General features: G+C 66.1%; 14 protein-coding genes and 1 tRNA gene. 6 read left to right on the top strand and 9 right to left on the bottom strand.

The features are described from left to right. Together V7082_RS14760 and V7082_RS14755 are read right to left on the bottom strand one after the other, a co-directional pair. On the bottom strand, window positions 1–245 hold a 245-nt coding region (locus V7082_RS14760), incomplete at its 3' end, for an ABC transporter permease (protein WP_442909796.1). A gap of 16 nt (window positions 246–261) precedes the next feature. Then, window positions 262–1,212: an ABC transporter ATP-binding protein gene (locus V7082_RS14755; RefSeq protein WP_334149814.1), complete on the bottom strand. Its 951-nt coding sequence runs from the start codon at window positions 1,210–1,212 to the stop codon at window positions 262–264. A 416-nt stretch (window positions 1,213–1,628) separates the two neighbouring features. Between V7082_RS14755 and V7082_RS14750 the strand changes: the two genes are divergently transcribed. Then, complete coding sequence (locus V7082_RS14750; protein ID WP_334149813.1) at window positions 1,629–2,429, top strand: hypothetical protein; 801 nt, start codon at window positions 1,629–1,631, stop codon at window positions 2,427–2,429. A gap of 88 nt (window positions 2,430–2,517) precedes the next feature. Beyond that, complete coding sequence (locus V7082_RS14745) at window positions 2,518–3,345, top strand: SDH family Clp fold serine proteinase (RefSeq protein WP_334149811.1); 828 nt, start codon at window positions 2,518–2,520, stop codon at window positions 3,343–3,345. Window positions 3,346–3,352: 7 nt separating this feature from the next. Here the strand turns inward: V7082_RS14745 and V7082_RS14740 are convergent, their stop codons facing one another. Together V7082_RS14740 and V7082_RS14735 are read right to left on the bottom strand one after the other, a co-directional pair. Next, window positions 3,353–4,381 carry a L,D-transpeptidase family protein gene (locus tag V7082_RS14740; protein ID WP_334149809.1) on the bottom strand — a complete coding sequence of 343 codons (1,029 nt, stop codon included), beginning with the start codon at window positions 4,379–4,381 and terminating at the stop codon, window positions 3,353–3,355. 51 nt (window positions 4,382–4,432) lie between these two features. Continuing rightward, on the bottom strand, window positions 4,433–6,079 hold the full coding sequence (locus V7082_RS14735; protein ID WP_334149807.1) for a L,D-transpeptidase family protein: 1,647 nt from the start codon (window positions 6,077–6,079) through the stop codon (window positions 4,433–4,435). Between the two features lie 250 nt (window positions 6,080–6,329). Here V7082_RS14735 and V7082_RS14730 point away from each other — a divergent pair, with 250 nt between their 5' ends. Together V7082_RS14730 and V7082_RS14725 are read left to right on the top strand one after the other, a co-directional pair. Further along, window positions 6,330–6,584, top strand: coding sequence for a hypothetical protein (locus V7082_RS14730; protein ID WP_334149805.1), 255 nt, complete (start codon window positions 6,330–6,332; stop codon window positions 6,582–6,584). A gap of 183 nt (window positions 6,585–6,767) precedes the next feature. After that, a complete protein-coding gene (locus V7082_RS14725; RefSeq protein WP_334149803.1) occupies window positions 6,768–7,040 on the top strand; it encodes a hypothetical protein in 273 nt (90 codons plus the stop codon). 85 nt (window positions 7,041–7,125) lie between these two features. Here the strand turns inward: V7082_RS14725 and V7082_RS14720 are convergent. The 3 genes from V7082_RS14720 to mnmA all read right to left on the bottom strand — a co-directional run bounded on the left by V7082_RS14720 (window position 7,126) and on the right by mnmA (window position 9,315). Beyond that, a tRNA-Met gene (locus tag V7082_RS14720) sits at window positions 7,126–7,202 on the bottom strand. Between the two features lie 101 nt (window positions 7,203–7,303). Then, complete coding sequence (locus V7082_RS14715; RefSeq protein WP_334149801.1) at window positions 7,304–8,044, bottom strand: class I SAM-dependent methyltransferase; 741 nt, start codon at window positions 8,042–8,044, stop codon at window positions 7,304–7,306. Window positions 8,045–8,145: 101 nt separating this feature from the next. Further along, on the bottom strand, window positions 8,146–9,315 hold the full coding sequence (gene mnmA / locus V7082_RS14710) for a tRNA 2-thiouridine(34) synthase MnmA (RefSeq protein WP_442909797.1): 1,170 nt from the start codon (window positions 9,313–9,315) through the stop codon (window positions 8,146–8,148). Window positions 9,316–9,626: 311 nt separating this feature from the next. On the opposite strand from mnmA, the gene sciP reads away from it, so the two are divergent. Then, on the top strand, window positions 9,627–9,905 hold the full coding sequence (gene sciP / locus V7082_RS14705; protein WP_291174315.1) for a CtrA inhibitor SciP: 279 nt from the start codon (window positions 9,627–9,629) through the stop codon (window positions 9,903–9,905). Window positions 9,906–10,004: 99 nt separating this feature from the next. Here the strand turns inward: sciP and V7082_RS14700 are convergent, their stop codons facing one another. Then, complete coding sequence (locus V7082_RS14700) at window positions 10,005–10,613, bottom strand: hypothetical protein (protein WP_334149793.1); 609 nt, start codon at window positions 10,611–10,613, stop codon at window positions 10,005–10,007. Between the two features lie 184 nt (window positions 10,614–10,797). Then, window positions 10,798–11,184 (bottom strand): flagellar export protein FliJ, encoded by a 387-nt coding sequence (locus V7082_RS14695; RefSeq protein WP_334149792.1) that lies wholly within the window; start codon window positions 11,182–11,184, stop codon window positions 10,798–10,800. A 586-nt stretch (window positions 11,185–11,770) separates the two neighbouring features. On the opposite strand from V7082_RS14695, the gene ctrA reads away from it, so the two are divergent. Beyond that, entirely contained in the window at window positions 11,771–12,469 is a 699-nt protein-coding gene (ctrA, locus tag V7082_RS14690; protein ID WP_072390074.1) for a response regulator transcription factor CtrA, read from the top strand. The last annotated feature ends 247 nt before the right edge of the window (window positions 12,470–12,716 follow it).

The following is a 12,716-nucleotide window of genomic DNA, read 5'->3' as shown; positions in this document are numbered from 1 at the left end:
TTGCGCTCCTCGGCCCAGAGCCGCATGGCGACGGCGGGAACGAGCAGCAGGTAGAGCCAGGGATGATAGGCGAAGAAGGAATCGAGGTTGGCCTGTCCGCGCTCGAAGAAGCCGCCGATGTAGAAGGCGAAGGCGCCGGTGGCGGCCACGAAGATGGTGAGGAACACGGCCGCCAGGGGCGTTGCGAAGTAGGCGGCGAACTCGCGCTTGGCGATGATGTAGGCGTTTCGGAGCGTATCGCGCATGGGTGAGCTTTCGTCTTCAAGCCTGGGCCGACATGGTGATCTCGCGGAAGACCTCGTCGAGCCTCGCGTGCTCGACGTAGATCTCCTCGACGGGAAGGCTCTCGCGGCGCAGAAGCTCGCCGACAGGGCCCGCCGACGAGACCGGCGTCTTCGGCATCGCGCGCAGGCGGACATGGCCGTCCGCCTTTTCCAAGGTCTCGACGCCGGCGATCTCCGCCATGGCCGAGAGCGCGGCGGCCGCGCGCGCGGCATCGGCCTCCTTGACCTTGATCGAGACCGCACCGTGGTTGCGGGCGCGGCGCAGGAGGTCTTCGGCGGTGCCGTCGGCAACGATGCGGCCCCGGTTGATGATGACGGCGCGCGTGCAGACGGCTTCGACCTCCTCGAGGATGTGCGTCGAGACGATGATCGCCTTATGGGGCGCCATCTCGCGGATCAACTCCCGCACATGATGCTTCTGGTTGGGGTCGAGACCGTCGGTCGGCTCGTCCATGATCAGCACGGGCGGATCGTGGAGGATGGCCTGCGCGAGGCCGACGCGGCGCTTGAAGCCCTTGGAGAGCGTTTCGATGCGCTGATCGACGACGGCGCCGAGCCCGGCGCGTGAAATCGCTGCGGAGACCCGTGCCCCGGCTTGGCGCGCGTCGTAGCCGCGGATCTCGGCGATGAACGACAGGAACGCGCCGGGCGTCATGTCGCCATAGGCGGGCGCGCCCTCGGGCAGATAGCCGAGCTTCGCCTTGGCCGCCTTTGGGCGGCTCTGCACGTCGGCGCCGCAGATCGCTGCCGTTCCCGAGTCCGGCTCGAGGAAGCCGGTGATCATCTTCATGGTCGTGGATTTGCCGGCGCCGTTAGGCCCCAGAAAGCCTAGCACCTCGCCCTTGCCGACGGCGAGCGAGATGCCGTCGACGGCCGCGATGGCGCCGAACGTCTTGCGCAGGTCTTTCGCCTCAATGAGCGGCGTCATCATGGGCCTCCTTCGCGCCGGCCTCGGATGTGCCGTCGCCGCGCTGCAACGCGGATGCGTTCCGATCCCGCCGCCGCGGCGTGGGGTTCGTGCCACCCGGACAGCCGTCGAATTCGAAGGCTCCGGCCTGGCACACGACCCTTGGCGGCGGCGAGCGCGAAAATAAAGAGATGGCATCCCGATTCAAGAGGGGAAGTGACTGATAACGCTCACCTTAAGAAAAGTTCATATTCGCAACCGCGTTTCTCGGGGAGACCCGGCCGCGTGCGCCCGCAGTGGTGCGGGCCGCGCGCGCGGAGGCAAAATCAGCGGGGGTTAACTGCCGTCCGCGCGCTTGTTCATCGGTCATGGATTTGTCATGTGTTGCGAGGCGTTGTCAGAGCGTCCGTGTCCCTTTCAGCCCGGAAAATCGCACGATGGTCGCTTCCTCTTCGGCAGGTTCCGCGCACGCGCTTCCCCCTCCGCTGGATGTCATCCCGGCCGGACGCTGGGCGCCCGGCCGCTCCGATGCATGGTGGACGACGTGGCTTCCGATCGCGATCCTGGCCGCCGTCGTGGCGATCCACTTCGCCGCGCCCGGCTTCTACCGCGAGCATGTGCTGCCCGAGGGATACGGTTTTCTCGAGTTGACCCAGTTCTTGCTTGCGGGCGCTGCCGCGATCCTGTGCTTCCACGCTCTCGGATACGGGGTGGTCAAGGGCAGCCGGCTGCTCTGGGTGCTGGTGCTCCTGTTCGGGCTCGCGGCCTTCTACATCGCGGGCGAAGAGCACAGCTGGGGCCAGCACTTCTTCAACTGGAATACGCCGTCCTACTGGTCGGAGCTCAACCGCCAGCAGGAAACGAACTTGCACAATACCTCGGCGTGGTTCAATCAGCGCCCGAAGCTTGTGTTCGACATCGCGATGTTCATCGGCGGCCTCGTGGTGCCGCTGATCCAGCTCCGGACCGGTCCCTTCCGGCAGCCTCTTGTTCAGCTGCTGACGCCGTCGCTGGCGATTGCGACGCCTGCGCTCATCGCGATCGCGTTCAAGATCGTCGACGACGTGGGCAAAGGCGGGCTCGTCGACAGCTTCTATATCCGGCCGAGCGAGGTGGTGGAGACGTTCCAGTACCTTTACATGTTCTATTACGTGATCGTGCTGAGACGGCGGCTCGGGGCGCTCGATGACGCCGGCGTGACGCACGTCGGGCTTCAATCCGAGGGCGCCAGAGTCTAGGTTGCGTACAACCTAAACTGCGGGGACAGTCGCGATGTCGGGGGGCACGCGGCGGGTGATGCTGCCTCTCTCGCGATAAGGAGTCCCGATGTCGTTCGACTTCTCGTCCCTGATCTGGATCGTCATCATCGTCATGGCGCTGCAGCCCGTGCTCATGGGGCGGTGGTTCGCCATGCGCCGCGAGCAGGCCATCCGGGCCATCGAGAAGGCGCGCGGGACGCGGGTCATCACCATGATCCATCGCCAGGAGCGGCGCAGCCTGTTCGGCTTCTCGGTCGCCCGCCATATCGATCTCGAGGATGCGCAGACGATCATCGCGGCGATCAAGGAGACGCCCGACACGGTGCCCATCGACCTCATCCTGCACACGCCGGGCGGACTCGTGCTCGCGGCGATGCAGATCGCGCGCGCGGTCGAGGCCCATCCGGCGAAAGTGACCGTCTCCGTGCCGGTCTACGCCATGTCGGGCGGCACGCTGATCGCGCTCGCCGCCGACGAAATCGTGCTCGGAGAATTCTCGGTGCTGGGGCCGATCGATCCGCAGATCGTCGGACTGCCGGCCGCGAGCATCGTCAAGGCCCGCGATTCCAAGCCCGTGGCGGACGTCATGGACCTGACGCTGGTGCTCGCCGACGTCAGCGAGAAGGCGCTGGCGCAGGTAAAGCGCGGGGCCGTCGAGATCATGACGCCGCGCATCGACCAGGCTACCGCCGAGGCGCTGGCCGACAAGCTCGCCGGTGGACACTGGACGCACGACTACGCATTGACCGCGAGCGAGGCCAAGTCGCTCGGCCTGCGCGTGACTGTCGGCATGCCGATCGAGGTCATGGAGCTCATGAAGCTCTATCCGCAGCCCGTGCAGCGGTCGGGCGTGGAGTTCCTGCCTGTCGAGCTGCCGCGCCGGCCGCGCATCTGACGGCTGCTCAGCGGATGCGGGGGCGCTTGCCGGTGCCTGTCGTCTGTGTCGCGAGCGTGCGGCTGGCGATCCGGCGCTCATGCAGCGCAAGCCACTTGCGGCAGCTTGCGCGCTCGATCGCGCAGGGTGGCGGGGGAGGAGGCGCCGCTTGCTGGCTGGCGTTCTGCTGCTCCGTGGCCGCGTCGGGATCGAGGTGATCGGGGACTCCGTCACGATCCCCCTCGCACATCTGGATGCGGTCGGCGTTGGGCCCAAACGGCGAATAGTCGCGAACGCGGTATCGCTTTCCGCAAACGGAGATGTTCGGCGGCAGGCGCGTGCGCTCGAACGCGTCGTAGCCGAGCTTGAGATCGCTCCAGAACCCGGTCCATCGGCCGGCGGGGGTGGCGGCGAGGTTGGCCTCGGTCATGCGGAAGGGGAAGACGTGAAGCGGCACGCTCGCCGCACCGTTGCGCAAGGCTGCTGAGACGAGGTCGTAAATCTCGGCGTTGACGGCGTCGGTCATGGCGAAGCAGCCGACGGAACTGCAGCCGCCGTGGACGAGGATGTTCGAGCCGCTGCGTCCGTTGGCGCGGTCGAACAGGTTCGGGTAGCCGACGTTGAGCGAGCGGCGCCAGCGGTCGCCATGGTGCAGCTCGCGCCCGGTGATGGTGTAGAAGCCTTCCGGCGTCTGGCGGTCGCCTTCCCGCAGCTTGGGGCCGAGCGTGCCGGACCAGTAGCAGACGGGATAGGTCGCGAAGCGGACATAAGTGTTGCGCTTCTTGATCCATATCTCGAGCTCGGACTCGGCCTTGAAGATGCGGATCAGCACGGGGGCGCCGAGCGCGAGCCCGGCGGCTGCAAGCCGCGTCAAAGGCTGTGTGGTGTCGGGTGTGCCGGGAAGCGGCAGCGCGAGGCGGCCCGTCTTTGCGGCGCGCGAGCGCTGAAGCCGCTCAGCCGCGGCGCTGTCGGAGGCGGCGGGAGGCGCGGCGGGTGCCGCGCGCGGGACGGCCGTCACCAGGGCGGCGGCCAAGCCCAGGCTCGCAACCAGGCCCACGAAGGGCGCTCCCCCGGCTCTCGACAACGGGTGTCCTCCCGTTTGCGATTGTCACCAGAAGCTGAAGAACGACGGCGCGTAGCGCGGCCGGCGCCGCCGGTCGTTATAGTAGCGGTCGCTCGCGTAATAGTCGCCGTAGTAATAATAGGGATCGTAGCGATAATTCGGCTGCTGGCGCGGACGCTTCTTGATGCCACCCTGCGGCTCGCCGCTGATCAGCACCACGAAATCCGTCGCCTTTCCGGTCTCCTTGCTCAGCTCCTCGTCGGAGATGATGAGGGAGGTCCCCGGCCAGACGTACTCGGAGGCGCGCGCCACGATCTCCGGCGGCAAGGTCACGCGCTCGAGCGCGGCTATGGCCGGACCCAGATCGGTCGGCGGAGGTTGTGTCTCCGTCGCCGCGCGCCGCTTGCGGCTCGTGTGCGGCGTGTCGTCGGTCGCGCCCGCAGGACGCGGGCGCAGGGAGACGACGGTCCAGCGCACGTCATTGCCGTCGCCCTTGTAGTCCATGGCGGTGAAGACGTGCGTGCCGATGGGCTTTTCCGGCTCGGCGATCGAGATCGGCATGTCGAGCACGGGCTCATGGCCCTGGCGCACATAGAGCCGCTGCGCCTTCAGGCTGACGAAGACCGACATGGGGAGCGTCTTGCGCTTGGCCTCGTCCGCGGCGGCGCGCGCCTTCTTCTTGACGGCGTCGGCGACATCGAAGGCCGCGGTCGCGTGCGCGAGCTCGGCTCCGGCCGCCTCGTCGAGGGCCTTGGCGGCGGCGAGCTTCTCGTCCGCCTTCCTCACGGCTTCGGCGGCTTTTGCGGCCGTGCTCTCGGCCGCTTTTCTCGCCTTGTCGGATCTGGCCTCGGCAACGCGTCGGGCCGCGCGCGCGGCCGTTCGATCGGCCTTCTCTTTCGCGCTCTCCGCGCGCTTCACGGCCTTGGTGGTTTTCGCGTGTGCGGCTGCCTTCACGTCCCTGGCTTTCGTGAGCTCGTCCAGCTCGGGGGCGGCGGCATCGGCCTCGATGGCCTTGGCGGCTGCGGCGGACGCCAAGCGATCGAACAGCGACCGGCGCTCGGGCCAGTCCGTGAGGTCGGGCGTGAACGGGCGTCCCGCCGCCTCTTCGTCGGGCGTGTAGGCGATCCGCGTGGTGGCGGGGCCGCCGCCGGCGGCGGTCGGCTTCCACAGGGCGGGATGGTCGATCTCGGACGGCGCCACGTCGTCGCCGGCGACGACGACGCGCGTTCCGATCTTCGACAGACCGAAGATCCTGTCCGCGAAATCGTACGGCAGGCGCACGCAGCCGTGGGATGCGGGATAACCAGGCAGAGCGCCCGCATGCAGCGCGATGCCGGACCAGGTGAGCCGCTGCATGAACGGCATCTCCGCATCGTCGTAGAGGTTCGAGTAGTGATCGCGGTTCTTCTGCAGGATGCTGTAGACGCCGACCGGCGTCTCATAGTCGGTCTGGCCGCTCGAAACGCGGGCGCGGAGCGCGCGGCCCGTGGAATCGTAGACCGAAATGCGCTGGTCGCGGAGCGACACGACCGCGAGCGCCGCGGGGCCGGGGAGCGTGGATGTCTCTTCGGCGCGCCGTTCGCCGGCGTTGGCCTGAGCCTGCGCCGGACGGCCCGCAACCACCGCCGCCGGCAGAAGGACGGACGCCAGGACGAGCGCTGCGGCGAGCTTCGAGATTGATCGGGAACGCATGCACTGACCCACTGAGCTGGAATTTCCCCTCTTGGCGATCCGACTGGATCTTAACGCAAAGTCGCGCTGCGTGTTCCTCGGATGCATGTGATCAGCTTAGCCGCCCGGTGGTTACGGGGAAGCAAAGAAGCGGAGGATAAAGGCGGGGTCGCGGCAAGGCGCTGGGAACTCTGACCGCGGCCGTGGCGTTTTTCCGGACTCGCGGGAAGCGTGCCATGCCACGCCACGACACGAAGCCAGGAGACTGCTCATGCGGGAATACATACAGCGCGAGTACATGGTGTTTCTTGCCGAAGGCGAGGAGGGGATCGGTGCGGTGCACGACGTCAGCGCGCACGATTTCAGCGTCTACATCGAAAACTTCGGCGAGTTTCTCGTCCCGCTCCGGGCGGTCAAATCGGTCCACGACCAGAAGGTCGTTCTCGACCGCGCGCAGGTGAGCAAGAAGCTGCTGCGCGCCGTCCAGCATGCGCATGACGGCGAGGATCCGAGACTTGCGGGCTGAGCGCGTCGCGTCTCCGGACGCGGGTCTTTTCCTGGCCGCGTGCGACGGCAGGGCGACGCTTTCCCATGCGGATCGAGCGCAACAGATCTCGTCTTTCCGAATAGCCGGCTGAGGAACTCCCTTGTCCGCGGGCCCGTTCTCTCTGCAACCGCGGCCGAGCCGCGGAGACAAGGAGGTTCTGTCATGAAGACCTTGATTACAGGGATCGCCCTCGCGGTGCTTTTGAGTGCTGCACCCGCGATTGCCAAGGACACGCGGGCCAAGGCGATGGGGGACGACACCGCCGCGCATTCCGCAACCCTCGACGAGAACGCGAACCGGCACCGCAACGAAGATGGGACATTCCAGGGCAAACCCGTCGTTCAAGGCCCCGCCCACTGGTCGTCCGCCGCGTCCGGCGCCTCGAGCGGAGAATCCGGGTCCGATACGCACAACAGCGCGAAGTACGCCAAATAGACGAGCGAGCCCGCCGTAGCCTCGCGCGGCGGGTTCTTCCTCCGGTTTTTTCGGAGCTGGAGCGGGAGGATTTCGAGAAGAGAGTTGGTAGCGGGAGGCGGACTCGAACCGCCGACCTAAGGATTATGAGACCTTCGCTCTAACCACCTGAGCTATCCCGCCGAAGACCCTGGTCTATAGGAATCGGCAGGCCCCGCGTCAAGCGCCGCCCGCGCCGTCCTGCGTTTTCTGCTCGCCGGGAGAGCGAGCGGGGAGAACCCAAACTATTCGGCCGCGATGGGCTTCCGGTCCTGCTCTGCGTTCTTCTTGAAGCGCATCATGGTGAAGATGCCCCAGGGACGTAGCGCCTTGCGCTCGGTCAGCATGAGGTTGTCGCATCCCATCACCCGCGACTGGTCGAATACCGAGCGCCAGCCGATGATCTCCGCGAAGGGCGCCATGCGCCGCTCGACCCAGCCGCGAACGCCTTCGGTCTGGCTGAAGTGGTTGACGATCAGGACCTCGCCGTCGGGCTTGGTGACGCGAGCCAGTTCGCGCATGACGCGCTCGGGATCCGGCACGACCGTCATGACGAACATGGCCGTCACGATGTCGAACGAGTCGTCCGGGAACTTCAGGTCGCCGGCGTCCATCTCGTGGAGGCCGGTCACATGGTCGAGCCCTTCCTTGGCGACGCGCTCGCGCGCCTTGTCCAGCATATCGGGCGAGAGATCGATGCCGACCACCTCGAGGTGGCGCTCGTAGTCGGCAAGGGCGAGCCCCGTCCCCACGCCCACCTCGAGCACGCGGCCCGTCGCGATGCTGTCGTTGATCACCTGGGCTGCGTGCTTGCGGCCCTCGGTCGAGACGCGACCGAACGTATGGTCGTAGATCGGCGCCCAGCGGCGGTAGGCGGTCTTGACCACATCCTCCTCGATGTGGCCGATGCCGACGATGCGGCCGTTCGCGCGCTCGAGATCCTCCACACGCAAGCGAGGCTTCATCTGGGTCTTGCTGTTTTGCACGCTTTTCTCTCCCACCGAAAGCTTACTGCCCCACCGAAGTGTCTTGCTGCCCATCGACGACGGCCGATCCGGCCTCCGGGGCCTGCTCCCATCGCTGGCCGTCATGCGGGCGATTCCAAATAGGTCATTGTATCGGCCTTCGTGGCCTGTGCAATCCAGCCGCCGCCGAGCACGCGCGCTTCGCCCGAGCCATCCGCATAAAGCACGCACGCCTGTCCCGCGGCCGCGCCGAACTCGCCGTCGCGGAGCGCCACCGTCACGGCCCCGTCGGTACCGATGGAGACCGTTGCCGGCTGCGGAGCCTGCGACGACCTGATCCGAGCGTAAACCTCTGCTCCTCCGCCGGAAACGGCGTCCTCGAGGGCGCCGTCGCCGAGCCAGTTCACGTTTCTAAGAACAAGGGTGCGCGTGCGCAAGAAGTCACGTGGTCCCACCACCACCTCGTTGCGCCCGGCGTCGAGGGAAAGGACGTAGAGGGGCTCGGCGGATGCGATCTTCAAGCCGCGCCGCTGGCCAATCGTGTAATTGACGATGCCCTCGTGGCGGCCGAGGCGGCGCCCGTCGATGTGCACGATGTCGCCGGCCTGGAGTGCGCCCGGCTTCAGGCGCTCGATGACGTCGCTGTAGCGCCCCTGGGGGACGAAGCAGATGTCCTGGCTGTCGGCCTTGTCCGCGACGACGAGGCCGAATTCCTGGGCGAGCGCGCGCACGTCCCCCTTCAGCATGCCGCCGAGAGGAAACCAGAGGTCGGCAAGCTGCGCGTGCGTGGTCGCGAACAGGAAGTAGCTCTGATCGCGGTCGCCGTCGCGGGCGCGGAAGAGCGCGGGCCTGCCGGCCGTGTCGCGTCGCTGGACGTAGTGGCCGGTGGCGAGCAGGTCCGCGCCGAGCTCGCGCGCGGTTCCCAGGAGATCATGGAACTTGATGGTCTGATTGCAGGTCACGCACGGAATGGGCGTCTCGCCCGCGACATAGCTCTCGGCGAACGACTTCATGACCGCGTCCGAGAAGCGCCGCTCGTAGTCGAGAACGTAGTGGGGGATCCCGAGCGTCTGCGCCACGCGGCGGGCATCCTCGACGTCCTGGCCGGCGCAGCAGGCGCCCTTGCGGCCGACGGCGTCGCCGTGATCGTAGAGCTGCAGCGTGATGCCGATGACGTCGTGACCCGCGCGGGCCAGGAGGCCCGCGACCACGGACGAGTCGACCCCGCCGGACATGGCGACGACGACGCGCTTTGTCCTTCCGTCTCCGTTCGGGGTCTCAAGCAATGGCAATGCCACGTGTCGATCTCGTCGCCAGATGACGGCCGGTTGGGCCGGGTGGCCATACAAAGGAAATTGCGCGGCGCAGCACACCGCGCCGCCTCATCGGTCGCGTATGATAAAGGGCAGATCCTCCCGTATGCAAGTCGGCAGCCCGCCGCCGGGGGCGCAATCCCCGTTCCAGTGCGTAATGCACGTCAACCATACCGCAGGAGGATGGGTTATTTTGCACAGTGTTTTATAGTATGTTCACTCAATGGCTTAGGCTATGTTTAAGAGACATAGGTTAGGTTTAAGGCTGGTCAGTAGCAGTATCGAGTATCATGACCGAACATCAGATGAGAGCGCGTGTGCGCTACGTCATCGGCCCCGATGGGAGTCCGCTGACAGTTGCCGATCTCCCGCCCCGGGATACGAAACGCTGGGTCATCCGCCGCAAGGCGGAGGTCGTGGCGGCCGTGCGCGGGGGGCTTATCAGCATCGAGGAAGCCTGCGAGCGCTACAAGCTCACCGTGGACGAATTCCTGTCCTGGCAGCGCTCGATCGACAAGCATGGCCTTCCGGGGCTCAGGGCGACGCGGATCCAGGACTACCGGAGCTGAGCCCGGTCGTCGCTTCGTGTCGTGACAGGCACCGACCCCGCGTCGGGGCCGGGCGCGGCGCGTGAGGCAAGCCGTTGCAGCCGGGCGGGCGTCCGGTTGCTACGGCGTTTTCTTTTTCCCCGTCGTCTTCGCCGGATCGGCGGGGACCCCTTGCTCCGCGGACCAGCCGGCGGTGACGGGGTCTTCGCAGACCGGCTCGTCATCGCGCGCCCAGCGTTTGACATCGAGCCTCATGCGCGTGGCCAGAGGCTCCTGCATGCGGGCGTTCTCGATCTCGATCCTCGTCCCGCCCTCTGAGGGCGCGAAGACGACACGATAAGCCCTGAGCGCACGAGGATCGGCCGCGGCCGAGTCGCGGGTCATGATCTTGATCTCGGATGCGCCGCCCTTCGAGGCAGGCTCCGCTTCGGCATGGTAGATGTAGGCGGCCTTCAGCGGGCCGGACGCGCCGAACCAGCAGGTGAGGGCGCCCCGGGCAACGCGCGTATAGACCTCGGTGGGTGTGCCTGCAACCAGCTCCTCCGGCAGCAGGCCTCCTCCCTGCAGTGCCGTCGCGGGTCCCGGAACGCCCGCATCGGTGCCGGCAACAGCTGTCGTCTCGGGGGCAGGGATATCCAGCGTGGGGAGAGACGTCGTGCCAGAGCATCCGGCGCCGGCCGCGGCGACCGCCAGCGCGGCAAGAATGAACGGGCGGTGCTTCCGTCTCATGTGTCCCGTGTCCGGCGCGGGGCCAGCGAGCCTCGTCGGGCTCGGCACGCGGCGAACTCCCTGACCTTGCTGCTCCGGAGGCGGATGCGCCCCCGCTGTCGAGCGATTGGCACGGGAAAGGGGCGAGCGCAAGTCGTTGCGCCGCTCGGCCGGGGGCGGCCGGAGAGGCTTCGGGGACGGCGGCTCAGCGAAGGGCGAACCCGGCCGGGCGATCGTGACGGCGGCGGGAAGAGCGCACGGCGTCGCGCGAGGTCTGGTCCGAGGCCGCGCGCTCGAGCTGCTGCTTGGCGTCGTCGACCTCCTGCTGGGCGGCCTCAAGCTTCGCGCGGAGCCCGGCGATCGACGCACGCAGGTTGTCGCGGCGCAGGGCTGCCGACTTGGCGAAGGTCGAATAGGCGAAGTGCCTGACGTCCTTGATCCCGGTACGGTCCTCCTCGGCCTGGATCTGACGATCGAGATCGGACGCAATGGTCTCAAACTCGCGGATCATAAGCTCGAGATCGGAGACTTTGCGGGCCTTTTCGTCCACTTCGAAGCGCTTCAGCCTCAGCGCTGTTTCCCTTGCCTTCATCGTCCGTACCCCTACTCAACCAACACTCGGTTCCGGCCACTCAAGAAGCGTGCCATCCCATGCTTCGGGAAGGCGGGCTCCCGTGTCCCGGCCTGCCGACCCGGCCAAACGGCGGCTCGGGCGTCACGGCAGGTCCCGCGCTCTTCAATGTTTACCCTGCCCTACTCGTATTAAGTTGCGGTAAAGCAACGCATTGGCTATTCTTGCTAAGTTTTTGCGTTGCCCCGCAATTGTAGTTGTTTTCCGGGTCTAGGGCTAGCGGGCGAATTCTGTTACCTCTTGATTCGTGTCGGTCCGCGCCGGACTGCCGTCCGGGACCGGCCACGCGAAGGGGGAAGGTCCGCATATCCAGTCTAGGCTCGGGGCGCGCTCCTGCTGTTCGGGGTGCGAGGCGTGTTTCTGTCGTCTGCGCGTGGACCAAAACGTGCCGTTCCTGCGTTGGCACGTTCCAAAACGGAAATTAGGATTTGTTAACCTCTGATCGTTACTTTTGTCATGAGAGTTCGGACTCGGTTGTCCAAGCGGCGGTAGCGTTCTTTTAACTCAACGACGCGCCTTGTGACGGGGCAAGGAAAAGGGAATGAGCATGCGGGTCCTTCTGATCGAGGACGATAGCGCAACGGCGCAAAGCATCGAGCTGATGCTCCAGTCCGAGGGTTTCAATTGCTACACCACGGATCTCGGCGAAGAGGGCGTGGATCTCGGCAAGCTCTACGACTACGACATCATTCTGCTCGACCTCAATCTGCCGGACATGAGCGGCTATGAGGTCTTGAAGATGCTTCGCGTGGCGAAGGTCCAGACGCCGATCCTGATCCTGTCGGGACTTGCTCAGATCGAGGACAAAGTGCGCGGCCTCGGGTTCGGCGCCGACGACTACATGACGAAGCCGTTTCACAAGGATGAGCTCGTCGCACGCATTCACGCCATCGTGCGTCGCTCGAAAGGGCACGCACAGTCGGTCATCGAGACGGGCGACCTCAGGGTCAACCTCGATACCAAGACGGTTGAGGTCAACGGGCAGCGCGTCCACCTCACCGGCAAAGAGTACCAGATGCTCGAGCTGCTCTCGCTGCGCAAGGGCACGACGCTCACCAAGGAGATGTTCCTCAATCATCTCTACGGCGGCATGGACGAGCCGGAACTCAAGATCATCGACGTGTTCATTTGCAAGCTGCGCAAGAAGCTGCAGGTGGCGACCGGCGGGCAGCACTACATCGAGACCGTCTGGGGCCGCGGCTACGTGCTGCGCAACCCGGGCGAGGACAGCAGCGCCGCGGCCTGACGCGCGGCGCGCCGCGATCCAAGAAGCGAAATTTTGGGCGGGATCCGGCTTGGGTCCCGCTTTTTTTTGTCGGGATCGGGCGCCTGATGGCTTTTTTCGGCTTTCATGCCTTTGCAGTCGCATTTCCGCGACTTTCGCGCCTCATTTCGGACTCCGAACTGGTCTTTTCTTCGCCATAGTCGGGGCGCCGTTTTTTGCCGGGTGGGAGCATATCGGTTTTTCCGTCGGCGCCATTAACGGTGGGGAA

Source organism: Hyphomicrobium sp. (assembly GCF_036833075.1).
Classification (GTDB): domain Bacteria; phylum Pseudomonadota; class Alphaproteobacteria; order Rhizobiales; family Hyphomicrobiaceae; genus Hyphomicrobium_C.
Note: the sequence above shows the minus strand (reverse complement) of the source record. Positions and strands in the feature narration are given on the sequence as shown.